Below are 23,269 nucleotides of genomic sequence, written 5' to 3' on the forward strand. Positions count from 1 at the left end.
ATTAACGAGCTGGCAGAAAGCCCATCCGCTCTTTTACGCCATTCAATGTCTCAGCTGCAACAATACGTGCGCGTTCAGCACCTTCGGCAAGAATATCAGTGATCGCACCTGAACTGCGAATTTCATGATATCTTTGTTGCAAAGGCTCAAGTGTGGACACAACCACTTCCCCAAGATCCTTCTTAAAGCCACCATACATTTGTCCCTCATAACGATCGGCAATTTGCTGGAGGGACATTCCAGAACATTCCGAGTAAATACTCATCAAGTTACTAATCTCTGGCTTATTAGCCGGATCAAAGATAACTTCACGTCCAGAATCAGTCGTTGCGCGGCTGATTTTTTTACGGATCACATCCGGCGAATCCAACAGGGCAATATAGCTGCCTGCATTTGGGCTGCTCTTGCTCATTTTTTTAGTGCCATCATCCAGAGACATAATGCGTGCGCCCACTTCAGGGATATACGGTTCAGGAATCGTAAAGAATTCGCCAAAACGGTTATTAAATCGGCCAGCTAAATCACGGGTCAACTCCAAGTGCTGCTTCTGATCTTCACCTACTGGCACAAGATCCGCATTATAAACAAGAATATCTGCTGCCATTAAAGAAGGATATACGAATAGGCCCGCGCCAACCGAATCCTTACCTGATGATTTATCTTTGAACTGTGTCATACGCTCAAGCTCGCCCATTGCCGTTAGCGTAGTCATGATCCAACCCAATTCCGCATGCTGAGGCACATGGGACTGCATATATACATTCGAACGCACAGGATCAATTCCTGCCGCGATAAAGAGTGCAGCTACAGCTTCAGACTGCTCACGCAGTGCCGCAGGATCTTGAGCAACGGTGATCGCATGCATATCGACAACCATAAAGAAACATTGATGATCGTCTTGCAGCTTCACAAAATTTTTCAGCGCTCCGATATAGTTACCCAAAGTTAGAGAACCGCTCGGTTGTATGCCTGACATTACTTTTTTCAACATAATATAGACCTCCGTTAGATGTGATTTCCAATTTCCGAGAACGCAAAAAAGCCTCATCCGCAAGGGACGTGAGACCGTGGTGCCACCCTTATTCGCTGCTAAACCTTTGTATAGTCAAAAGGAAACAGCCTTAGTCTTCCGTTAACGGGGAAGATCCGGCCGGTCTACTAGGGTATCTTGCTCCCGTTCAAGCGCGGCGCTCAGGGGTCCATTCATCAAGAGTGTCCTACCGGTTCGCATCAACCACCGGCTTTCTGAAGGTACATTTCCTGCCTACTTGTCCCCGTCATCACATTCTCATCATAATTTAATGCCTTCATCATAGAACCATAAAGAGAAGTTGTCAAATCACTTAACCACTTCCGTATAAATCTGTTATGATAAGGTTATCCATGTTCTATTCGATTACAGTTACGATAAAGGAGCATATCTCATGAAACAGGTGACCAAAGGGCAGTGGGGCGGTTATGATACTTATATTTTGCACAGCCGCGAACTGGAAGTCACGCTTTTGCCGCGACTAGGAAACAACGTGATTTCATTGTTTGATGTAAAGGAACAACGGGAAATTCTGCGGCGGCCTGATGAAAGCGATCAAGCTTTCTTTATGCAAAAACCTTACCATTTTGGCATCCCGCTCTTAATTCCACCCGGAAGAATTCGTAAAGGAAAATTTCAATTCGAGGGTACAAGTTATCAATTTGACCAGAATACCGCTGGTGACAATCATATCCATGGTCTACACCGGACTCAATCCTGGTGTGTCAGCGATATTGAAGAAGACGAGGACGGTTGTGCAGTCACTACTGAATTCCTTACTGAAGATGATCCACACTGGATGGAGCAATTTCCCATTCCACTCAAATTCGAAATGACATTCAGGCTTCAGGATGCCCGGCTCAGCCAGACTTTAAAGGTTACAAATCTCGGCGATCATCGTATTCCCTTTGGGATCGGTTATCACACCTGGTTTATGATCGATGGAGAACCTGAACGCTGGAATCTCAAATTGCCCGTAAACAGCATTTATGAACTAAACGATGAATTGCTCCCTAGCGGCAATCTAATTCCACTCGGTGATCTAGATTCTCTAAATTCTGGAATTAACCTACAGGGAACTAATTTTGATACCGCTCTGCGTATTGGTGACAAGCAGCCCGTAGAAGCATTGTTATTACGCGATGATGGTTATGGTCTTCGTTATACGGCCGACGAGAATCTTTTTCGCCACTGGGTCCTGTATACCAAAGGACCAGCCGATCAATTTCTGTGCATCGAACCTTATACCTGGCTCCCGGATGCTCCTAACGTTTCCGACGATCCTTCCTTCACTGGCTTGCTGAAGGTAGAACCAGGTCAAAGCCTTGAGCTGTCCACTATGCTGGAAATGATCTATCCCGAGAATTAAAGCAGATATACATTATATCGGTCTTCCCTTGCGTTTACGTAAGAGAAGGCCGATTTTTTGTGCGAGCTTAGTTATTTAGGCTTTCCTACCCTTACTTTTAATCGACTAATAATTACCATCCTTAAAACCTTTCGATAGCATGCATGAATTAGCCTCTTAGCGCTCATACTATCTTCACAACGGGCGAAGGAGGTGACACACATGGGTCAAGCAGGTCAAGGTCGTAGCAGCCGTTCCAATAACCTTGTAGTTCCTCAAGCAAATGCAGCGTTGCAACAATTGAAATATGAAGCAGCACAAGAGCTTGGAGTAACGATCCCAGCTGACGGTTATTACGGGAACTACACTTCCCGCGAAACTGGTTCTTTGGGAGGTTACATCACTAAACGTCTAGTACAACTGGCAGAACAACAACTGTCCGGTCGTCAGTAACATCGTTATCTTAAGTGTTTTATCCGGCTGAGGTCTTAAAAAGCCCATTGCCGACTAGCTTTCAAACCTCTCACACTTCTTCCAGAAGCTGTGGGAGGTTTTTCTAATTTATACCCTATAATCCGAGCTGCATGCAATCTTTATGTAAAACGTTTAACTTAAAAATTGATCAGCACTCTCGGCGTAAGCATTACGGGGAGATCGAATCATCAGATTTGCCATATTATAATTGGACTCCAGCGTAGCATCTACGATTAGCTTCCCCTGTCTTATAGCGAATTCATAGCTGATCTCACCATGAGTCCAGCGCCGTTTGTATTTCAGACTCTCCAGTGCCATTAGACGAAAAGAAGACTGCTGACTCTCCGTTATTCCTTCCTTTACTTCTGTGAATCCACCACCCCGACCGGCTAGAGGGTGATGACGTATGCCGAATTTGCCAATGGTATTATTTCGTATTTGCACAAATACCGTACCGGAAGATAGTCCCGATAATTCCTCTTGCAGTTCCCTAAACACCAAATCCATCTGTCTTGCTAAGGATAGCTGTTCTGTCTTAAGCATATCTTTCCTCCTAAAAGTTTTGTGAGCTTAGCTTCTTCGAGTTCACTTCGTCTTTTATAAATCGAACCCTAAATATTTAGGCTAAGGATCCGTCGCTACTGCGGGGAATGTTTGGACTTCCAGCCGCTGTTGTCTCCAAATTTCTTGAATTCTTACGCGTACAGCGGGTGAAATTCGGAGACAAAGGCGGTCGCTCCCGCTCTTACAGTTCCAAAATTCCCCTCCGCCACTCCTTCCCCTTTTCCCAAGTTTCTGGTTCGATTTATATTGTTTGTGAGCTTAGCTACTTCGAGTTTACTTCGTACAAATCGGCTTAGTATGCGCTTACTTAAGCTTTTTGAGCTAAGCTCATTAGTCTTCCTTGCAAGCCTTATATAAGGCTCAAGGCTCATTATAGACCCCTTAAATACGCCAAACAACATTATTCTACAAAATTGGGTTATTATCCCTAGTAATGCGCAAAATTCATAGATCATTCGTATATTAATTTTTATAAAACGGGAGTTTTCGACATTTAACCATTAAAAAAAGACCCCTTAACCGGGGTCTTTGCGTGTTCACACTGAAATTCCGTTATTTTTAGCGCACTGAAATTTGTCTTATTTTAGACATTTCATGCTAAATGCTCAGTCATCTCCAAGAACTCGTTGATATCAGCCACGATCAAATCTGTAGCCCCTTGCCAGAAATCTGGCTTAGTCAGATCCACACCCAAATGTTTGAGCACCAAATCCTCCAATGTCATCACGCCGGTATCCTGCAACAAGCTATCATATTTGTCTGCAAAGGAAGCTCCCTCTTGTAATGCCAGACGATATAAGCCTGTACTGAACATATAACCAACAGTGTACGGGAAATTATAGAAAGGTACATCTGTGATATAGAAATGCAGCTTCGACGCCCAGAAGTGAGGATGGTATTCAGAAAGCACACCACAGAAAGCTTCTTTCTGTGCTTCCACCATCAGAGCAGACAGTTCCTCAGCATTTACAAGGCCTTCCTTACGTTTTTCATAAAAGCGAGTCTCGAACAAGAATCGAGCGTGAATGTTCATAAAGAATGCCACACTGTTCTGTATCTTCGTTTCAAGCAGTGCCAGCTTCTCCTCTGCATTGCCCGCAGCTTTAACCTGAGCATCAGATACAATCACTTCTGCAAAGGTTGAAGCGGTCTCTGCAACGTTCATTGCATAATTCTGATTAAATACAGGTTGATCATCAAGCAAGTAGGAATGATAGGCATGTCCCAGCTCATGGGCCAATGTTGAAACATTGGAAGGTGTGCCGCTGTAAGTCATGAATATCCGTGATTCTTTGCTCTCAGGGAAGGAAGTACAGAATCCACCAGGACGTTTGCCATTACGATCCTCAACCTCGATCCAGTTATTATCAAAGGCACGCTCTGCAAACTCAGCCATCTTAGGACTAAATTTACGGAACTGTGTGACGATATCCTTCGCAGCTTGATCATAAGGGATTTTGCCGGAGGATTTGCCTACAGGAGCTTCGACATCGACCCATGAGAGGGAATCCAACCCCAGCAGCTTGGCTTTGCGCTGAAGGTAGGACACGAGTACAGGTTTGCTCTTCGTAATTACGTCCCACATCGTATTTAAGGTGTCCTGTGTCATACGATTGATGCTGAGCGGATCTTTTAGAACATCGTCCCAGCCTCTGCCCTTATAGAGCTTCAGGCGGAAGCCTGCTAAGTGATTTAAAGTATCTGCGCAATTATCTGCCGCTTCAGTCCAAGCCTCTTCCCATTTATGGAACATCGCTTGACGCACTTTTGGATCTGGATCATCCAGCTTATTAAAAGCTTGACCTGCAGAAAGCAGCTTTGTTCCTTCTTCATCCTCAAATGGGATCTTGATTGAGCTTACAATCGTATCATAGTGTCCGCTCCATCCATGATATCCGTCAACAGCTAATTCCAACGCTAAGCTTTCCAGCTCAGGGCTCATCTTCTCACGGGCCAAATCACGGCTCTCGCTCAGTACGAACGTTAAAGGAGCAATCTCTGGACGAGCCATCCACTCAGCCCATACCTTGTCCGTAGTCTGACGCAGTACATTGCTAAATTGCGAGCTGATCCCTTCGAATCCGGCGCGCATGCTTGTCACTTTGGCTGCCAGTCTTACCGCACCCTTGTCCATCTGATTCTGAGCGCCTAGACAGTCTGCGAAGGAAGTGACCTCCACAAGTCTTCCTGAACAGCTCTGAAGCAATGCTATAACCTCATCCAATGCTTTTGTAGACGCAACATCCGTTGGTGCCACAGCATCCTTCACAAAGCCCTGTAAGGATAAAATATCTTTTTCAAGCTTGCTCAAGAAACCTTCTAGTTCTGCAGACGAAGACCCCCCCGGAAAAATAGTATCCAGTTCCCAAGTCAGTGATAACGGTTGTTTCATTTGTACTCACCATTCCTTTGCTTTCATTTGACTTTCTTTGTAATTGTCTTAACACCATGGTAAAGTGAATAACGATATCTGAACATTTATAGCCGATAAACTTTAGGAGGGCATTCATATGAAGCCACTACAAATTTCACCGGAAACAGCCATTACGTTATCCAAGCAACTAGGCGTTCCTTTGGAACACTTGATGCATATGCCCCAACATATTTTACTACAAAAAATAGCGGAGCTATCCAAAAAACAAAATCCCCCACAAACTGAGGGCGAAAATGAACAGACTCCTTCTGGGAAGGACTCACAATGATTCCTTTTAGTCATACCTGGCCTTATGACATCATTCTAGGCGATATGTATGTGCAATACTGTCCATTCTGCAACTCAGAGAATGTGCTTCTGCCTATGAAGCCAAAAGAATTACAAATCGTTCGTGACGGCAAGAAAAAACTGCTTGTCTTCCCCTGCTGCAGCGCCAGTCCTACAGTTATAGATAATGACGGCGATTACCTTTTGTTCGATCGAGCTGTCAGATAAGCAAATCCTAACATTTTCTTTCTACAAAGCGCAGAGGAGAATTAAATTCTCTTCTGCGCTTTTTGTTGTTCGCAAATCGTTATGAACTTGAAGACAAGCCTTCGACATCAACCTCAACCTCTACAGCCTCAGCACGCATTTGCTCCCGTAAAATAACCCACTGCTCACGTGCCGCTCGAATCATCGCCGCATCCATAATCTTCTGATCATTAATCAGACGGGAGAACCACATCACAGCCACTGAGTATTCTCCGATGCGCCGATTAAGTTCGCCGATCAGGTACATGAGCCGGGCATCATTGCCGGCAATGCCATCTTTTTCATAGACCTTAACATACTCGTCCAAAGAATAACGTAAAAAACGCTTCTCCTGCTCAGTCTCCCCTTGGTAGCGATAGAGCCAAGCAATGTGATGCAGCAGACTTGCAATAATCCGATCTTTATCGTTAATACTCTGAGCACATAAAAGCGCCAGCTTATAGGTCTCGAGCGCAGTTTCCCAGTCTCTTTTCTCCCCAAAGTCACGGCTCTTCCAGCGTTTCCCTACCTGCTCATTAAATGCCTTACGCTGACGTTCCGTCAGCTTGTCAGCCGAATTTTCTGTGGAGGCAAACCCGCAATTGGGGCAGACCCGTACAACATAATAATCCGGATTCTCATTTTTATAATACGCGCAGAAATCAGCATCACGCCGAATAGCCTTTTTTAGACTAGGACGTACCCGCGAGGTTGAAAATTCATTTTCACAGTTGCAACACTTGACCTTAATAGAATATAGGGGTATTAACTCTGTCAAGTACTCTCATTCCTTTCAGGATCAACCTGTCCCTTGTTATTCCTGGGGCATGTTAACAAAATGATGTGCAGGACCTGCAAGGCGGCTAAGCACGAATGAACGCAGTGGTTCTTCGACTCCAGTCTCCACCAGTGCCTCTTTCATACATTGTAGCCACTCATCAGCACGTTCTGGTGTAATAGGAATATGCATATGCCTTGCTCTCATCATGGGATGTCCATGTAATTCCGAATAAAGCGGACCCCCGCCAAAAAACTGTGTCAGGAATTGATATTGCTTCTCCAGAACTGGAGTAATATCTTCAGGGAACAAGGGTCCCAGCTGCGGATGAAGCTGTACCTTGGCATAGAACACTTCCACCAACCGATGTAGTGCTTCAGCCCCCCCTAGATTGTCATATATACTCTCATTTGGATTCATTGAGGTTACCAGCCTTCTTCCATATTAATGAAACGTTACTTATTTTATTATACCAAAGATAAGCATAACACGGATATCCGTCGAAAGTGCTCTCTAAACTACAGAAAAAAGGCGCTAAACTATAGTTCAGCGCCTGAAGAGTAAGGTTAGTAGGTCCTAAATTCCTCATCACCAGGAGGGACGAGAGAGACCCGGATTACATATACAAAAGCACAAACGAGAACTCCGGCTATAACGCTCATCGCCATCACTCCATCCCATTTAATCGTGTAACAGAGGGTGCATTTATTTATTACATAATATCATAATTCCTGCGAAAAAGCACAGATAATTGTAACCGCTTTCTCCATTTTTTTGTGCTGTTTGTCCCTCTTTTTGCATACATCTAACCATAGACCAGGAGGCGTTAATTATGACTTTTAAAAAGATTGGCGGCCCGCTGCTGGGATTCATATTGGCTGGTTGTATGCTGCTGATGTTACTTCATCCTGAAGCATCTCTTGCCGCAGCCTTACGTGGCCTGGCCATCTGGTGGGACGTGCTCTTCCCTTCACTGTTTCCATTCTTCGTCATTTCTGAAATCATGCTAGGCTTAGGCATTGTCCATCTCTTCGGCGCTTTACTTGATCCACTGATGCGCCCCCTCTTCGGTATACCTGGCAGCGGTGGTTTTGTCGCGGCCATGGGATATGTATCAGGATATCCCGTTGGAGCCAAATTAACCGCTAAGCTGCGGGAGCAGAAGCTGATCAGCAGAATCGAAGGTGAACGCCTTGTAGCATTTACAACCTCCTCCGATCCTATTTTTCTACTAGGGGCGGTATCCGTTGGGTTCTTTCGCGATGCTTCTTTGGGGCTAATATTGGCACTAGCCCACTACGGAAGTGGCTTAATGGTTGGTCTCCTAATGTCATTTCATGGACGTAAGGAACAAAAGACTCCCACCCAAGACCCAACAAAAAGTAGTTCTGACGCCCCCTCTGCTCCAGCAAAACAAGGATTCGGCAGAATACATGCCGCACTCCTTGCGATGTCCGAAGCCCGGCGCAAGGATAGACGGAGCTTCGGGGAGCTGTTAAAAGGAGCGATCCAATCCTCGCTACAGCTTATTATTGTCGTAGGGGGTCTGGTTGTATTCTTCAACGTGCTAATGGAGCTGCTTGCCCGTGCCGGAATCCTGCCCTCACTATTTAGCCTGGCCGGATCTCTCGTCTCCCTTGTTGGAGGGCCTCCCGAATTAGCTCAGGCCTTGATCAGCGGATTGTTCGAGGTCACCATAGGTGCTCGTTCTGCTGGTGAAGCCGCTTCTTCCATCCCGCTTCAATTCAAGGTCGCAGCAGCTGCCTTTATTCTCTCTTGGGGCGGATTATCTGTACATGCCCAAGTCGCCAGTATTTTGAACGGTACCGGGCTGCGTTATCTGCCGTTCTTAACTGCACGACTAATACATGCCATACTCGCAGCAGGTCTCGTGGTGGTGCTATGGAAGCCTGTGATGGGATCAGGATTGTCTTCTGCCTGGGTCTCTCTGCCTGCCTCCACTGCCTTTACACCATCAGCCTCAGGTGTCACTGCCAGTCTAGCTCTACTGAGTCTTATACTAGCCGCTGCTCTTCTAGTGTCACTGCTTATCCCTGCCTTTATGGCAATGCTCCGATTGATGCGCCGAAGTTGATTACATATTGTGTTCCGGGGCAAGATTGATTATGATCGGTGTATGACGGAATTATATAAAGGAGCTTGTACATCTTGAGATATTATGTTCTGGACCGCGGTGATGAGCTGTCAATCAAACTTGCCGAGCAATTTCACAAGCTGGCGGCGGAGCGGGATTTGCAACTGGATGCCGAGTCTCCGGAAATCGTCATCTCGATAGGTGGAGACGGCACAATGCTGCACGCTTTTCATACCTTTATCGACCAGATTCCCAACTTAGCCTTTGTAGGTGTGCACACAGGACACCTCGGCTTCTATGCGGACTGGCAAGCAGAAGAGCTGCCCACCTTAATCGATTATATGTGCGGAACCGGTGAATCTGAGCCGCAGAAACCGCGTATTGTGAAATATCCATTAATAGAGCTGGAGATTCACAAAAAATCGGGATCTTCGTCTCACATTGCCCTCAACGAATTTACCCTTAAAGGGGTGGATGGAACTATAATGATCCAAATCGACATCAACGATGTCACCTTCGAAATGTTCCGGGGCGATGGACTTTGTATTTCAACTCCCTCTGGCAGTACAGCTTATAACAAAAGCCTAGGGGGCGCTATGGTTCACCCTTCAATAGAAGCGCTGCAGATTGCCGAAATCGCGTCTATTAACAACCGTGTATTCCGGACAATGGGCTCGCCGCTACTACTGCCAAAGCATCATCATTGTGACATTTTTTCATGTAAAAACCAGCGTTTGCTGCTCACCGTAGATCATAACAACATTCCTGTTGATGACCTGATTTCAGTACGCTGTCAAGTTTCAGACAAAAAAGTCAGCTTCGCAAGATATCGTCCGTTTCCGTTCTGGAACCGTGTCCGTGAAGCTTTCTTAGTCTGAGATCAGGGGATCAAAAAGCTGGAGATTTCAATATCTCCGGCTCTTTTTGGTGTGACAAAACTAACACCAATTGATAGACATAGAGAGAAATCAAATGGTATAATGAGGCTATTTTACAAAGAGTTACATAAAAGGAGAGAGTACTGTTGAAAAAATTATTATCCCTCTTGAGCATAAGTCTTCTGGCCCTGATACTGGCGGTCCCGGCTTTTGCTGCTTCAAAACCGATTGATGTTTATATCAACGGCAGTAAGGTTTCCTTTACCGCAGGAACCCCTTACTTAGCGAACAATTCTGTACTTGTCCCTTTCCGGGTCATCTTCGAAAAGCTTGGACTGCAGGTGCTTTGGGATGCCAAGACTGGAACAGTAACAGGTAAAAGTTCAAATCTGGCGATCAGCCTGAAAATTGGCAGCAACCGTGCAACCGTTAACGGAACCGTGAAAAAACTGACCACCGCACCAGTCTCCTCAGCTGGCACTACATACATTCCTTTACGTTTTATCGCAGAGGCAACCGGAGGCACAGCCGTCTGGAATTCAACCAGCAGAAGCGTGCAAATTACCACCCCAGTATCCAAAGATAAGGACGAAGCAGCAATTACAGCATTAATCCGTTTGTCTAATAAGTATTTTAATGAAGAAAAAGCGATTAGCTTCTATTCCCTTATGGATTCAGAATCCTCTAATGCGGAGTCAGTGGCGGATCTCAATGCATCCTTTGAGATTTTTGATATAAAAAATACTATTGAAAGTTTGGAAATCATTGATATTACAGGCGATGACGCTACTGTTTATACATTGGAAAGCTCTCGTCGGACAGGTGGGGCCTATACGCCAGATACAGAGGACGAATACATGTATACACTTGTCCGCAAGAATGGAAGCTGGAAAATATCATCTGTGGAATCCCAAAGCTCCGTGATACTGCTGACTCGTGAACAAGCTCTAAAAACAGCAGCTAACATTCCTCAAAATGATGCGGATGCCATCAAAGGTAATATCACCAAATATTATCAAGCTATGAATGAACAAAATCCGGCGGCTGTTCTTTCCACCATGACTTCATACGGAGAAGAATATGATACCTCCCTTAAGGAAGATCTGGAAGATTTCTTTACTTCATACGACGTCACTTATACTCCAAGCGTTTCAAATATCTACTATTTTAGCGCCAAAGAAGCAGCTATTTATGTGGAAAACAAAGAGAAAGATGCCAGTGAAGAGGAAACTTTTGAGCAAGGCACTATCTTCATTTTATCCAAGTCGGATAGCGGGGTATGGACTACTGATAACACCTATAGCGTTTACTACAAACTTGTGAAATCCTAAAACCATACGTCACAGAAAGTTAATTCGTGCAGTGTATACTTTCTTATCTTATAAATTATATAAAAAGGGCGTATGATTCCATGAAATCCAATAAAGTAATAAGTGCACTTCTAGGCAGCTGTCTGGCTTTATCCCTAACTTTTGCTCCAGTAGTTTCTGCTGCCGATGCCGCTCAGGCATCTACAGATAACCGTGATCTTATCAATGAAGTCATGAATATTCTGGAGAACTATAACCTCTCCGGTGTAGATAAGGATACTTTGATTCGTGGAGCCATTGACGGCATGGTGAACACCCTGGATGATCCTTATAGCCAATACTTCAATACCGAGGAAGCGGCACAATTTGAACATGATGTTGATCTGGAATACGTTGGTATTGGTGTTAGATTGCAATATACCGCAACAGAACTCTACATCGAAGACATAACACCCGGTTCGCCTGCAGAACAAGCAGGTCTGAAACGCGGTGATACGATAGTCAAAATTAACGGAATCCCCGTTGAAGAGACCGAAGGAGACGAGTTAAGCGGAGCCGCAGGCACCAAGGTCACTCTGCAGGTGCTCCGGAATGGAGTGACTAAATCATTTCGTGTAACCCGAAATGAAATCAGCTCGACTTCTGTTACCGGAACTATTGTTGGACAGAAGATAGCCTACATCACACTGAGTGGTTTCACACAGAATTCCGATGAAGAATTTGCCGCTATGCTGAAAAAGATGCGTGCAGCAGGTATGAAATCGATGGTGCTTGATTTGCGTGACAACTTAGGCGGCTATATGGATTCAGCATACAACATTGTCTCCAATTTCATGGATAAAGGCATCATGATGTATACCTCCGATCAAACCGGAGCACTTACTCCAGTAACGATTACCAGTGGCAGCAAAATAGGCGTACCCGTCGTTATTCTAACGAATGAGTACACTGCCAGCGCTTCTGAGGCGCTTACTGGCGCATTACGCGACAATAAGCTCGCTACCGTCGTAGGCACTCGTTCTTTCGGCAAAGCACGTATTCAGAGCCTGCTTCCAATGTCCAATGGAGACATGCTGAAGCTGACTACGCAGAAATACCTAACTCCAAATAAAGAAGACTTTAATCACATCGGGCTTGCACCGGATATTGAGGTTAAAGGCAAAACTGCGCAGCTGATTACCGCTCTACAGATTGCAGGAATGAAAAGCATTGAGGTTTCCGGTGATCATCATATCTTGAATGTCAACGGGGTTGCCTTTGCTGGTAATGTGGGTCTAATAAAGCAAGGAGATAAGACTTATGCTTCTTCGCTCGTACTAGGTGCACTGATCGAAGGCGACATCACATGGGATGCCAAGAACAAAAAAGTCATCGTAACGAACGGGACAGGTAAAGCGACCGGCTTTACGTTGTCCTCCAAAGAGGCGCTTTCTCAGAACGGCGAGACCTTCATTGAATTAAATGCCTTTAAGAAGAAGTTCCCTGCGCTTGTATGGAGTTACAATGCAACACAGAAACAATTGAAATTATCTGTAAAATAGATCCTTAATCTAGCTAATCATTAAGCTGCTGAATCAAGCACCCATGAGTAAAAACAGGAGCTGTCACATAAGCCATGAAATGGCCGTTGGGACAACTCCTGTTTTTTGTTTAGTTTGATAATATTTGCACCTACGAAACATCTGTAGCACCTATCGGACATGGATGACCCTAATCGCAATATTAATCCATATTTGTTATGCTATCGGACCCCATAGTCGCTATTGGTATAAAAGACACCATAATTACTCCCCTCTTTCTAACGAATAGCATCATTGGAGTCCAAAACCCTGCTCAAAAGGCTGAAAATTCGCAAATAACGGCATCTGGGTCCTTAAGCCTCGGGGGATGATGAAACTGCTGGGTCAAGCAGCCAACGACTAATAGTATAGAGCAACAGAGCAACAGAGCAACACAGAGTAGCAGAAACACTGAGCAGCATAGCAACACTGAGCAACACCACAACACTGAGCAACACACAGCAACACTGAGCAGCGATCTCCAAGTACCGGGAGAAACGGTGCTCTGCTATTTTTTATAAGAAAAAAAGCTGGCTCATTCGTAGAAGGACTCTACTTATGGTTCAGCTTTCATCATTAAGGTTGTGAATTTTCTATGTTTTGATTGTTCTGGTTGTTTTGATTATTTTGATTGTTTTGATTGTTCTGGTTGTTTTGAGCGCTTTGAGGTTTTGGTGTGTTTTGGGGCTTCTGAGACTGACCTTGTGGCGGTCTGCCTTGGAAATCCTTTTTGGATTTCTTGCCCTGTGAATCCTTGCCCCGGTGATTTCGGCTCTGATGTTCTCTCACAGGTCTATCCTTCGCCATATTGTCCTTAGAAGAAGTCATCTCTTTAAATGCCAATGAGTGATTCGAGCCTTGCTTAGAGGATGTTTCTTTAGCAGAAAACTCTTTATCTGCAGCCGCTTCATCACTAGCTTCCGATTCTTGCTCCAAGGCCTCTTCATCACTCGGCTCTGGTATTTCTTTGATCAAAATATCCTTGAACATGCCTTCTTGTGGTACCTCTTTCAATTTATGCAGCACAAAATAAGCGCAGCCAAAATTGCAGTATTCATTAATATAATCAACCATACCCGAAATCGCTGTATCCCGATTCACCTTAGGATGGTTGTCCCGGTAAAAACCTTTCAAACGCAACTGACTGTAACCCCAGTCACCGATAATATAGTCGTATCTTTCCAGCACCTCGCTATATCTCCCGCGAAATGCCTCCGGATTCCAACCATCCTTATGATCCAACATAAGTTCATAGCCTTTTCCGCCTATTACGATCAAACCTTTTGCCGCCTGCCTTTCTTTGGGAATCATGACGTTGATTATACCACCATCTATGTGGAATATTGGGCTTTCGGTCGCTGTTCTCGAACCGCTCCTACAGCTCCAATATTCCCCTCCAATGACGCAAATCAACGATTTTTATGGGTAACCTAAGAGCAGAGATTTCAGAACGCTGTCGCTCTTCCTCCTCTTACTAACATTCTCCGTGAATTAAACCACAGAAAAGCAATAATTAGCTAGAAGAAACCGCACGCTCCTCGCGAGCTTGAGCTGCAGACTTCACCTGCTCATGCGCATGATAAGAGCTGCGAACTAGCGGGCCTGATTCCACATGGCTGAAGCCACGCTTCATTCCCTCTTCCTTCAACAGTGCAAATTCCTCCGGTGGATAATATTTCTCGACATTTAAATGTTTTGGAGTGGGTTGCAAATATTGTCCTAAAGTCAATATATCACAATTTACGGCTCGCAAATCATCCATTGCTTGTAAAATCTCATTCCACTCTTCACCGACACCAAGCATGATGCTCGATTTGGTTGGAATATTTGGTTTCATTTCCTTGGCTCTGCGCAGCAATTCCAAGGAACGAGGGTACTTCGCTTTAGCCCGTACACGATCTGACATCCGTTCCACGGTCTCAATATTATGATTAAGAATGTCTGGATTACTGTTCATGACAATCTCAAGACTATTCCGGTCTCCTAAAAAGTCTGGAATAAGCACTTCAACACTACATAACGGAAGGCGTTTACGAATCGCCGCGACCGTCTCAGCAAAAATCTGAGCGCCACCATCCGCAAGATCATCGCGGGCCACACTAGTCACCACACAGTGACGAAGATTCATTTTCTCTGCAGCTTCAGCTACACGTTCAGGCTCCTGCAGGTCCAGTTCTGTAGGCATCCCTGTATTTACTGCACAAAAACGGCATGCGCGTGTACAAATATCACCTAAAATCATGAAGGTAGCCGTACGGTTTGCCCAGCATTCATAAATATTCGGACACCTAGCTTCTTCACATACGGTATGTAAAGTTTTGGAACGCATCATGCTTTTGATTTCCTGATAGTTGTCACCGGTAGTTAGCTTAATCTTAATCCAATCCGGTTTAGGTTGCTTTGCTGTTTTATTAGACAAAATGATAAACCCCGCTTCCTCCTGAATGTGATGCTGCAGATGAAAGTTGCTGCCTCATATTATAACATGTGCGATTTACAATTGCCTGTTTTTGTGAAATATGCAGGGTGTATCATCTGGAGTTTCCAGCGAGATTTTTCTGGTACCTTTAGACAAGAACGGATAAAAAGTAGTATTTTGCACCAATCTATAAAAAAGCTTCATCCGAAGTGACTACATTCAATTTAATGCCCGGACAAAAGGAGGCTGTTATCTTGCTGGCCCTATTTAAAAATATTAAAAACCGGAGAACCCTGTTATGCCTGTCCGCGGCCGCTATCCTTTGGGGTGGTTTAAACCTTCCCGTTGCAGCAGCTGTAGCGCGGCCTACTATCCAACCGGTGATGAGCAGCGGGGATCCCGCTAGTGCTAGCAAAGAAGCGCAATGGTCTGGCCGTAGACAGATTTATGAGCAAATGAGCGCAGCTACTGGTATCCCTTGGTTTAGGTTCGCAGCCATTGATCAATATGAACGCACGCTCGCCAAAAAGGGAGCCTCAGGGCAGCCTGTCTCCACGCGCCTTACAGCCATAAAAATCCCGGCACCGGTATGGGCTGGTCCACTTAATCCGGATCAAGGGGATACTTCCCCGAAATCCATTAGCTTCTTTGATGGTTTTGGCAGTGATGGCTCAGGAGACGGCATTGCTGATCCAGAGAATGATGCGGACGTTCTGTATAGTATGGCTAGACACTTATTGAAGTATGGACAATCCGCTAGTGATTTCAGTATCGGGGTCTGGGAGTATTATCACAATGGCCGCGCCTCGCAGCGCATCACCCAGTTCGCGAAGTTATATGAACATTTTGGACGGCTGGACCTATCCGGCAATGCCTTCCCGCTTCCCCTAAGTAACCTTTATTCTTATCGTAGCACTTGGGGTACTGGAAGAAGCTGGGGCGGAGCACGTATCCATGAAGGAACAGATTTATTTGCACCTCAAGGAGTGCCAGTACGAAGCACCTGCTTTGGCTTAGTAGAGACAAAAGGCTGGAACCGATACGGCGGCTGGAGAATTGGCATTCGCGATATCGAGAACCGTTACCATTATTACGCTCATCTATCTGGATATAACAAAACCATTTCTCGCGGAGATATAGTCACCCCCGGTGAGATTATTGGCTGGGTAGGCAGCTCGGGTTACGGCAATCCCGGAACACAAGGAAAATTTCCTCCACATCTACATTTTGGCATTTACCGCGATCGCGGAATTACCGAATGGGCTTTTGATCCGTTTCCGTTGCTGAAACAATGGGAGAAACAGGAATATAGAGACTTAAAGAACAAAAGAAGCAAAAAAAGTGCTGTAAATTAGAATAAGGTCCCTTTCCTTAGAGAGGGGCCTTTTCTTTTTTAATACAACATCAAACAGCCAAAAGGTTCAATGCTGACCGTAAGCTTATTATTATTTTTAAAAGTTGCTCCAGACAATAAATCAGTTAATTCGTTCTTATCAGCTCGATATGGGCTAAGCTCTAGTTGGTACGGGTTTGGAGAATTATTGATAATCAGCCCTATCTTCTCGTGCTCCACACCCCGTATGTAGCCAAACACATTACGAACTTCATCAGTAAACCAAGGACGAAACGAACCTTTGCGCAGAACTTCATGGCTTTTTCTCAGAGAAATCAATTGTTGATACCACTTATGCAGCACTGCATTCTGAGCTTGTTCTTGCCATATCATAGCTTTTCTACAGTGGGGGTCTGTCGCCCCTTCCATCCCAACCTCATCCCCGTAATAGATCATTGGAATACCGATATAGGTCATCTGGAAAAAAACAGCCAGCATCATACGTTCAACAGCGGTACTCACGTGGTCCCAACCACGCCCACCTTCTTTACATGCCGTAAGAAACCGCAGGGTATCATGGCTGCCAAGCAACTGAAACATTGCCGAATTCGCCTGGTCATTATACAATGCCTCCTGATGGAGCAATTGCTCCATAAAGCGAATTGGCCCCGTAGATTGTTCCGCAAAAAATTCCAACACTGCATCACGAAGCACATAATTCATTCCTCCATCGAACTGATCCCCTCTAAGCCATGGCCCAGAAGCATGCATAATCTCACCGATCAGCAGGATTTCAGGATATTCAGATTTGAGCTCTTGCCGAAACCGGGACCAAAAACGCGGATTAACTTCATTGGCCACATCCAGACGCCAGCCGTCAATCCCTGTCTCGCGCACCCAATACTTCGCAACCTCAATCATGTAATTCGCCGTATCCGGATTGTCCATGTTCAGCTTTGGCATATGCGCTTCAGCTTTGGCAAACGTTTCATAATTGGGTACGGGCGTCTGCGTAACCGGAAAGGAATGAATGAAGAACCAATCTTTATACGGAGATAGCTCTCCTTTTGCCAACACATCTTTAAACGCGAAAAAGCGGTCTCCCGAATGATTAAACACAGCGTCTAAAATCACTTTGATTCCATGCCTGTGTGCCTGGCTGACCAGCACCTTCAATCCTTCCATATCCCCAAATACTGGATCAACCTTATAGTAATCGGAGGTATTATATTTATGCTCTGAAGGAGACTCAAATACAGGCGTCATATAAACAACGTTTACTCCTAACTGTTGCAAGTAGGGCATTTTGTCAGAAATGCCTTGTAAGGTCCCTTCGTTATAACTGCTAGGATAGATTTGATAGGTTACTGCATCCATGCTCCATGAAGGTAACTTCAACGCCTCAGAATGATGGAGATATGCATATTGAAAAGAACCCGCACGTTCGCGGTTCTCCGACGCCCCTCTCTCTCCATACCAGACATATTCACCCGCAGGATTAGTTACATGGAATAGATATCTGCATTTTTTCGTAGGGTTCTCAATGACCGCTTCATGTATCTCATAAACACCTGCCGACCCAATCCGCTCCATCTGCAAAGGAACTTCATGCCCCGGAGAATCATAACGGTCTGAGTAGATGACGGTACAGGATAATTGCTGTCCAGCTTGCGTGAACAGTCTGAGCTTCAAGATGCCCGTACCCACAGGATAGGCAAACGGATCTTCACTTGTATGATATAAAAACCATGTATGAGGCATAACTTCCAAACTCCTTTTTTATGCTTTTATCTTTAAATCTATGAGACTCTTTGTGATTAGAGAGACTGCTAAATTTGTGTTATTATGGTTACAAATACCGTTCTGGATTATGAGGGGAAGACAATGAAAGTAACCATTTCTGATATTGCCAAAGCAGCCAATGTGGCTAAATCTACCGTATCCAAAGTATTAAACGATTCCCCAAAAATATCACAGAAAACGAAACACAAAGTTCGCGAAATTATGAAGCAGATGAACTATACACCAAGCAGTATCGCTACTGGATTAGCCAGACAAAGCAGCTGTAATATTGGTCTCCTGGTCGATATGTCCAAGGAAAGTGAATTTCTAAACCAGTTTTTCTACAACATCATCGGTGGAATAGAAAGTGTAATTGCGCCTTTAAAATACGAGCTGACTATTTCCAATGTGCAGCATAGTAGTCCGGAAGGACATTTTCTAAATAGACTTGTATTCAGCAAACGTGTCGACGGAATCATAGCGAATAACTCCGTACTTACGGAAGAGCTTTGCGAAGAACTGAACCGCTTGGAGTTTCCCTACATCTCCATCGGCGAAATTATGACTCCCGGAAGCTGGGTCGATTTCGATAATGAAGCAGGCGGCAGCATGCTGACCTCACATTTAATAAAGCAGGGGTATTCCAAAATAGCCTTCACAGGCGGGCAGCAGCAGGAAAAGATTTATACCCATCGTCTGAGTGGATATTTGCAAGCATTGCAGCAAGCAGATCTTGCGGATCAGCAGCAATGGATTATCAATTGTAAGGCTGATGAACATGAGAGCTATCATGCTGCACTTGAGCTTCTACAGAGCGAAGATCGACCAGACTCCGTAGTATGCATGAACAGCTATGTTGCCTTCGGGGTGCTTCAAGCTGCAAAATCACTGGATATTCATGTTCCATCACAGCTCGGCATCGCAGCTTTTGATGAATATCCTCTGTCCCGTTATACTACGCCACCTCTAACCTCTCTGAATATCGACACGTTCCAGCTGGGGGTATCTTCAGGCGAGCTGCTGATGCAACGCATTCGTAATAACAACATACCCTCTAGGCATTTGCTTCTCGAGCCAGAACTCATTCCTCGTGAGTCAACTATGAGATCCCAGTTCCCAGCGGGAACTTAGTGAAGAGGCAGGAAGCTTGATTGAGCTTGTGTAGCTGACTGAACTTTATTGCGCTGCGTGCTGATTCGGCTTGATTGTCTGGAGTAACTGCTTTAGCTTGATCGAATTTGAGTAGCTAAAATGGCTACATCGGATTTAATTGCATTTTGTGCAATAGAAATCCTTATAAGATGGGTAACATTCGATTTAATTGCACTTTGTGCAGTCAAAACTCGTGAAATCGGCAAAAAACAGCCTTTTTCCTGAATTCTACTGCACAAAATACAGTTAAATCTTTCTTCCAGCTTCAAACAGAAAGTCTAATTGTACTTTCTGCAATTAAAAAACTTCATACTGCTAACCAAGGAGCGGCCCCATACGGTAGCCGCTCCTTGTTGTGTTTAAGCTGTAGATATTATGAAGCTTATAGATCCTTCCAGCGCTGAACCGTCAGATTTACGGTTTGTGCACCGCCTGATGGCGTAAGGGTTCGATTGGAAAGATCCGATCCATTCGAATTCACCTCCACATTAGTCCAAGCGCCTCGTGTAACTTTGTATTGAATTGCTGTTCCCGCCGGTAGACTTAGTGTGATGGAGTAAATACCATCACTGCCCTTCGTCAGTTGGTAGTTCGGATCTGCCACATTCCAGCTATTGAAAGAGCCGGAGAGATAAACGGGACCACTCACAGGAGTAGACGCAGGAACAGTTACTCGGAATGTAACACTATCCGCTTGTGGTTCTCCTGCGGTGATGTTGCCATTCACCATACTCCAGGTGCCCGCAGCAAAATGATAGTTATTGCCGCCATTGTTATCCCATGTGCCACTGCCATTATTAAAGGCTGCGGTCAGCCCAGCTGCCGTGCCCAGCTGAATCGTAACCGCCTTATATCCTGTAAAAGCAGAAGCTTGGAGCTGCTCGCCTGGAGACGTCGTCCAGACCGTTGAACCATCGAGCTTATAATGGATATAAGAGCTGCTATAAGCCGCATTCTTATAATAGATCGTTGCCGTGCTGCCGACAGGTGTTGCCGTTGGCGTTGGTGTAGGCGTTACGGTCGGTGTCGGAGTTGCCGTTGGCGTTGGCGTTGGCGTTGGCGTTGGTGTCGGCGTTAGCGTTGGTGTCGGTGTTGACGTTGGCGATACCGTTGGCGTCGGTGTCGGTGTTGGCGTTACGGTTGGCGTCGGTGTCGGCGTTACCGTCGGTGTAGGCGTTACGGTTGGTGATGGTGTCGGTGTTACCGTTGGTGTCGGCGTCACTGGTCCACCCGATTGAATATTGCCAGTTGGTGTATAAGTCCAGGTGCCGGCACTAAATAAATAGTTGCTGCCCCCGTTACTGTCCCAAGTACCGCTGCCATTGTTAAAGCAAGCTTCAAGCTGGCTGGCTGAGCCGATATTAATCGTTATTTTGTTGTAGCCTGCTACATCAGAGACAGGTATCGCCACACCTGGTGATGTCGTCCAAGTTCCTCCTACAGGGCGATAATGAATATAAGGCGAGGTATAGCCCTGCTTATAGTAAATAGTGACACTGTTCCCCGCTGGTGTTGTCACTGAAGCAATCGCGCTAAGGAGGGATAGATTGCCTGCTGCATCCATTGCTTTTACCGTATAGTCATACGTAGTACTGGCGGATAATCCGTTATCCGTATATGAAGTAGTTGCGGATGTACCCACTTTGACGCCGTTGCGATAAATTTCATATCCGGTCACACCTACATTGTCGGTGGAAGCGGTCCAGCTTACTAAAGCACTGGATGCATTTTGAACAGTTGCGGTCACGTTAGTTGGTACAGTTGGAGCCACTGTATCTGTAGGAAGCTGTTGTTTTGCATAAATTTTGGCTGCATTTGCACCCACGGTTACAGTGATCTGCTTGCCAGTTGCTCCACCCGATTGTACAGTTACCGTATCCGAAGTGTTCAACTGGTTATAAAGAACCGTCCCGACTGCCAAGCTGCTCTCTGCACGCAGTGGAATGGTAACGGTCTGCGAGCCGCTGGATTTATTACTAAATACGGAGATAACTTCCTGCCCCAGATTAGTTCCAGTGTCGATACGACGTGAAAAAGCATATAAGTTCTGTGCAGACCACATTTCACGTTGAGTGCCTGTACGGAGTGCCGGATTATTTTTCCGAATCTCATTAAGTTTGGCTACGTGCTTGTAGGTGCTGGCATTCTCATTAAAATAATTCTCTAATACATTGCCGTTTGCATCCCGTTTCACCATTGACCAGCGGTTCCAGGTATCGGCGATGCCTCCCGTCATAATCTGTCCATTACCATTGCCTTTGTTCTGTTCCGTACCTTGGAAGACTACGGGTGTTCCACGCACTGTAAAAATAAAAGTCAAAGCGTTCTGCAGCTTATCTACGCTTCCTCCAGCTTCTGTGAGAAAACGATTGCGGTCATGATTGTCGATAAAGGTAACCATGTGATTGGCATTTCCGTTGTAGTAGGAATCCTGTGCCAAGGTGCTTTTAATATTGGAGTCAAAAGACTGCCCATATGCGAAGCTATTTAGAACGGAGAAGAACATTGGGAAATCAAGCATGCCCCACTCCTTGTTGTTGCCGACCCAGCGTGAGACAAATTCAGCATTGCCGTCAAAATTCTCGCCAAAGGTATTAACCCCCAGATAATTTTGCAGTTCACCAATATCAGTCGGCTTCATCAGCTTGGCTGCGTCTACACGTGCACCATCTGCTCCTGTATAGTCAAACCAGCCTTTAATCGAATCAAATACGGCTTTTTTAGCGGCAGGGACATCGAAGTCAATGTCATCCAGTCCGCCTAGATCATGATTTTCTAAGTAATCCTGTGCCCATTGATCGTATCTTCCGTCTGCCAAAGACCAGTTGATATCTCCATTATGGTGATACCAAGCCGGGTTATTAAAAGGAGCTGCTGGCTGCAGACTAGGGATATCATAGTAGGCTTGGGTACCCAGCATATAATCCCCGATATGGTTCGGCACAACGTCGATCACTACCTTGATGCCAACCGCATGTGCGGAATCCACTAACTCCTTAAGCTTCTCCTTTGTACCAAAGTAGGGATTGGCTGCGTTAGGGTCCTTAACATTGTACCCGTGATACGCTGTATTTTTACCGCTGCCATTGTTCTCCCGATTCGTCATTTGCGGCTCCGCCACTGGGGAAATCCAGATCGCGGTGTAGCCCATATTTTTAATATAAGACAGCTTGTCGATCACCCCTTGCCAATCTCCGCCTTTCATATAACGGAAATCTTCTTCAGAGTTCTCGCCATAGCGAATTGCCGCTCCCGTAGCATTGTTGGAAGAGTCCCCGTCATTAAACCGGTCAACCATAATCTGATAAATGGTATCATTCTCGTTAATCGTACCGATGCTGGCCGCATCTGCCTGTTGTGGCGCTAAGATGAATAAATTAATCACAGTAGAAAGAAGAATAGATGTAATCAGAACGGGCACGTACCATAACTTACGTTTCATCGCGCGCATCTCCCTCTCTTATTAAAGCGTATTCATAACACACTAAAACCTACTTCTTGGATTAAAAACGACCTTTCCAGCGATGTTTTTGGCATAGAAACAAACGAATTTTAGGGAAACCGGTTTCCCTACTAAAAATTACCATGACACCAGACGCG

19 protein-coding genes and 1 other annotated feature are annotated in these 23,269 nt (G+C 45.3%); of the genes, 10 read left to right on the plus strand and 9 right to left on the minus strand.

Going from position 1 to position 23,269, the window contains the following annotated elements:
- Window position 1: 1 nt before the first annotated feature.
- On the minus strand, window positions 2–988 hold the full coding sequence (gene trpS / locus PODO_RS25115; RefSeq protein WP_036685592.1) for a tryptophan--tRNA ligase: 987 nt from the start codon (window positions 986–988) through the stop codon (window positions 2–4).
- A gap of 62 nt (window positions 989–1,050) precedes the next feature.
- Window positions 1,051–1,290, minus strand: a binding site (T-box leader).
- A 134-nt stretch (window positions 1,291–1,424) separates the two neighbouring features.
- Between trpS and PODO_RS25120 the strand changes: the two genes are divergently transcribed.
- Complete coding sequence (locus tag PODO_RS25120) at window positions 1,425–2,399, plus strand: aldose 1-epimerase (protein WP_038573199.1); 975 nt, start codon at window positions 1,425–1,427, stop codon at window positions 2,397–2,399.
- A 201-nt stretch (window positions 2,400–2,600) separates the two neighbouring features.
- Entirely contained in the window at window positions 2,601–2,831 is a 231-nt protein-coding gene (locus PODO_RS25125; protein ID WP_036685295.1) for an alpha/beta-type small acid-soluble spore protein, read from the plus strand.
- Between the two features lie 153 nt (window positions 2,832–2,984).
- Here the strand turns inward: PODO_RS25125 and PODO_RS25130 are convergent, their stop codons facing one another.
- On the minus strand, window positions 2,985–3,395 hold the full coding sequence (locus PODO_RS25130) for a hypothetical protein (protein WP_036685297.1): 411 nt from the start codon (window positions 3,393–3,395) through the stop codon (window positions 2,985–2,987).
- 613 nt (window positions 3,396–4,008) lie between these two features.
- Entirely contained in the window at window positions 4,009–5,808 is a 1,800-nt protein-coding gene (locus PODO_RS25140; protein WP_038573202.1) for a M3 family oligoendopeptidase, read from the minus strand.
- Between the two features lie 118 nt (window positions 5,809–5,926).
- Here PODO_RS25140 and PODO_RS25145 point away from each other — a divergent pair, with 118 nt between their 5' ends.
- Entirely contained in the window at window positions 5,927–6,118 is a 192-nt protein-coding gene (locus PODO_RS25145; protein ID WP_038573204.1) for a YycC family protein, read from the plus strand.
- A complete protein-coding gene (locus PODO_RS25150; RefSeq protein ID WP_036685307.1) occupies window positions 6,115–6,345 on the plus strand; it encodes a hypothetical protein in 231 nt (76 codons plus the stop codon). The genes PODO_RS25145 and PODO_RS25150 overlap by 4 nt, the downstream gene beginning before the upstream one ends.
- A 79-nt stretch (window positions 6,346–6,424) precedes the next feature.
- On the opposite strand, the gene PODO_RS25155 is transcribed toward PODO_RS25150, so the two are convergent.
- Entirely contained in the window at window positions 6,425–7,141 is a 717-nt protein-coding gene (locus PODO_RS25155) for a DUF2225 domain-containing protein (RefSeq protein ID WP_038573205.1), read from the minus strand.
- 36 nt (window positions 7,142–7,177) lie between these two features.
- Window positions 7,178–7,561, minus strand: coding sequence for a globin domain-containing protein (locus PODO_RS25160; protein ID WP_038573207.1), 384 nt, complete (start codon window positions 7,559–7,561; stop codon window positions 7,178–7,180).
- 412 nt (window positions 7,562–7,973) lie between these two features.
- On the opposite strand from PODO_RS25160, the gene ylbJ reads away from it, so the two are divergent.
- The 4 genes from ylbJ (at window position 7,974) to PODO_RS25180 (ending at window position 12,965) form a co-directional block, all read left to right on the plus strand.
- A complete protein-coding gene (gene ylbJ / locus PODO_RS25165; protein ID WP_038573209.1) occupies window positions 7,974–9,236 on the plus strand; it encodes a sporulation integral membrane protein YlbJ in 1,263 nt (420 codons plus the stop codon).
- A gap of 74 nt (window positions 9,237–9,310) precedes the next feature.
- A complete protein-coding gene (locus tag PODO_RS25170) occupies window positions 9,311–10,114 on the plus strand; it encodes an NAD kinase (protein ID WP_038573211.1) in 804 nt (267 codons plus the stop codon).
- A 146-nt stretch (window positions 10,115–10,260) separates the two neighbouring features.
- Window positions 10,261–11,445, plus strand: a complete 1,185-nt coding sequence (locus PODO_RS25175; protein ID WP_036685319.1) for a copper amine oxidase N-terminal domain-containing protein — start codon at window positions 10,261–10,263, stop codon at window positions 11,443–11,445.
- A gap of 80 nt (window positions 11,446–11,525) precedes the next feature.
- Entirely contained in the window at window positions 11,526–12,965 is a 1,440-nt protein-coding gene (locus PODO_RS25180; protein ID WP_051491374.1) for a S41 family peptidase, read from the plus strand.
- A gap of 594 nt (window positions 12,966–13,559) precedes the next feature.
- Here PODO_RS25180 and PODO_RS30745 read toward each other — a convergent pair.
- Both PODO_RS30745 and lipA read right to left on the minus strand, forming a co-directional pair.
- Window positions 13,560–14,261 carry a YutD family protein gene (locus PODO_RS30745; RefSeq protein ID WP_080742731.1) on the minus strand — a complete coding sequence of 234 codons (702 nt, stop codon included), beginning with the start codon at window positions 14,259–14,261 and terminating at the stop codon, window positions 13,560–13,562.
- A 235-nt stretch (window positions 14,262–14,496) separates the two neighbouring features.
- Window positions 14,497–15,402, minus strand: a complete 906-nt coding sequence (gene lipA, locus PODO_RS25190) for a lipoyl synthase (RefSeq protein WP_036685320.1) — start codon at window positions 15,400–15,402, stop codon at window positions 14,497–14,499.
- A 254-nt stretch (window positions 15,403–15,656) separates the two neighbouring features.
- Here lipA and PODO_RS25195 point away from each other — a divergent pair, with 254 nt between their 5' ends.
- Window positions 15,657–16,757: a M23 family metallopeptidase gene (locus PODO_RS25195; RefSeq protein ID WP_036685322.1), complete on the plus strand. Its 1,101-nt coding sequence runs from the start codon at window positions 15,657–15,659 to the stop codon at window positions 16,755–16,757.
- A 38-nt stretch (window positions 16,758–16,795) separates the two neighbouring features.
- Here the strand turns inward: PODO_RS25195 and PODO_RS25200 are convergent, their stop codons facing one another.
- A complete protein-coding gene (locus PODO_RS25200) occupies window positions 16,796–18,496 on the minus strand; it encodes a glycoside hydrolase family 13 protein (protein WP_038573212.1) in 1,701 nt (566 codons plus the stop codon).
- Between the two features lie 84 nt (window positions 18,497–18,580).
- Between PODO_RS25200 and PODO_RS25205 the strand changes: the two genes are divergently transcribed.
- Window positions 18,581–19,648, plus strand: coding sequence for a LacI family DNA-binding transcriptional regulator (locus PODO_RS25205; protein WP_244886393.1), 1,068 nt, complete (start codon window positions 18,581–18,583; stop codon window positions 19,646–19,648).
- Between the two features lie 403 nt (window positions 19,649–20,051).
- Here PODO_RS25205 and PODO_RS25210 read toward each other — a convergent pair whose 3' ends face one another.
- Entirely contained in the window at window positions 20,052–23,111 is a 3,060-nt protein-coding gene (locus tag PODO_RS25210) for an alpha-amylase family glycosyl hydrolase (protein WP_038573214.1), read from the minus strand.
- Window positions 23,112–23,269: the final 158 nt, after the last annotated feature.

This window comes from Paenibacillus odorifer, assembly GCF_000758725.1.
Taxonomy (GTDB): Bacteria; Bacillota; Bacilli; order Paenibacillales; family Paenibacillaceae; genus Paenibacillus_AQ; species Paenibacillus_AQ odorifer.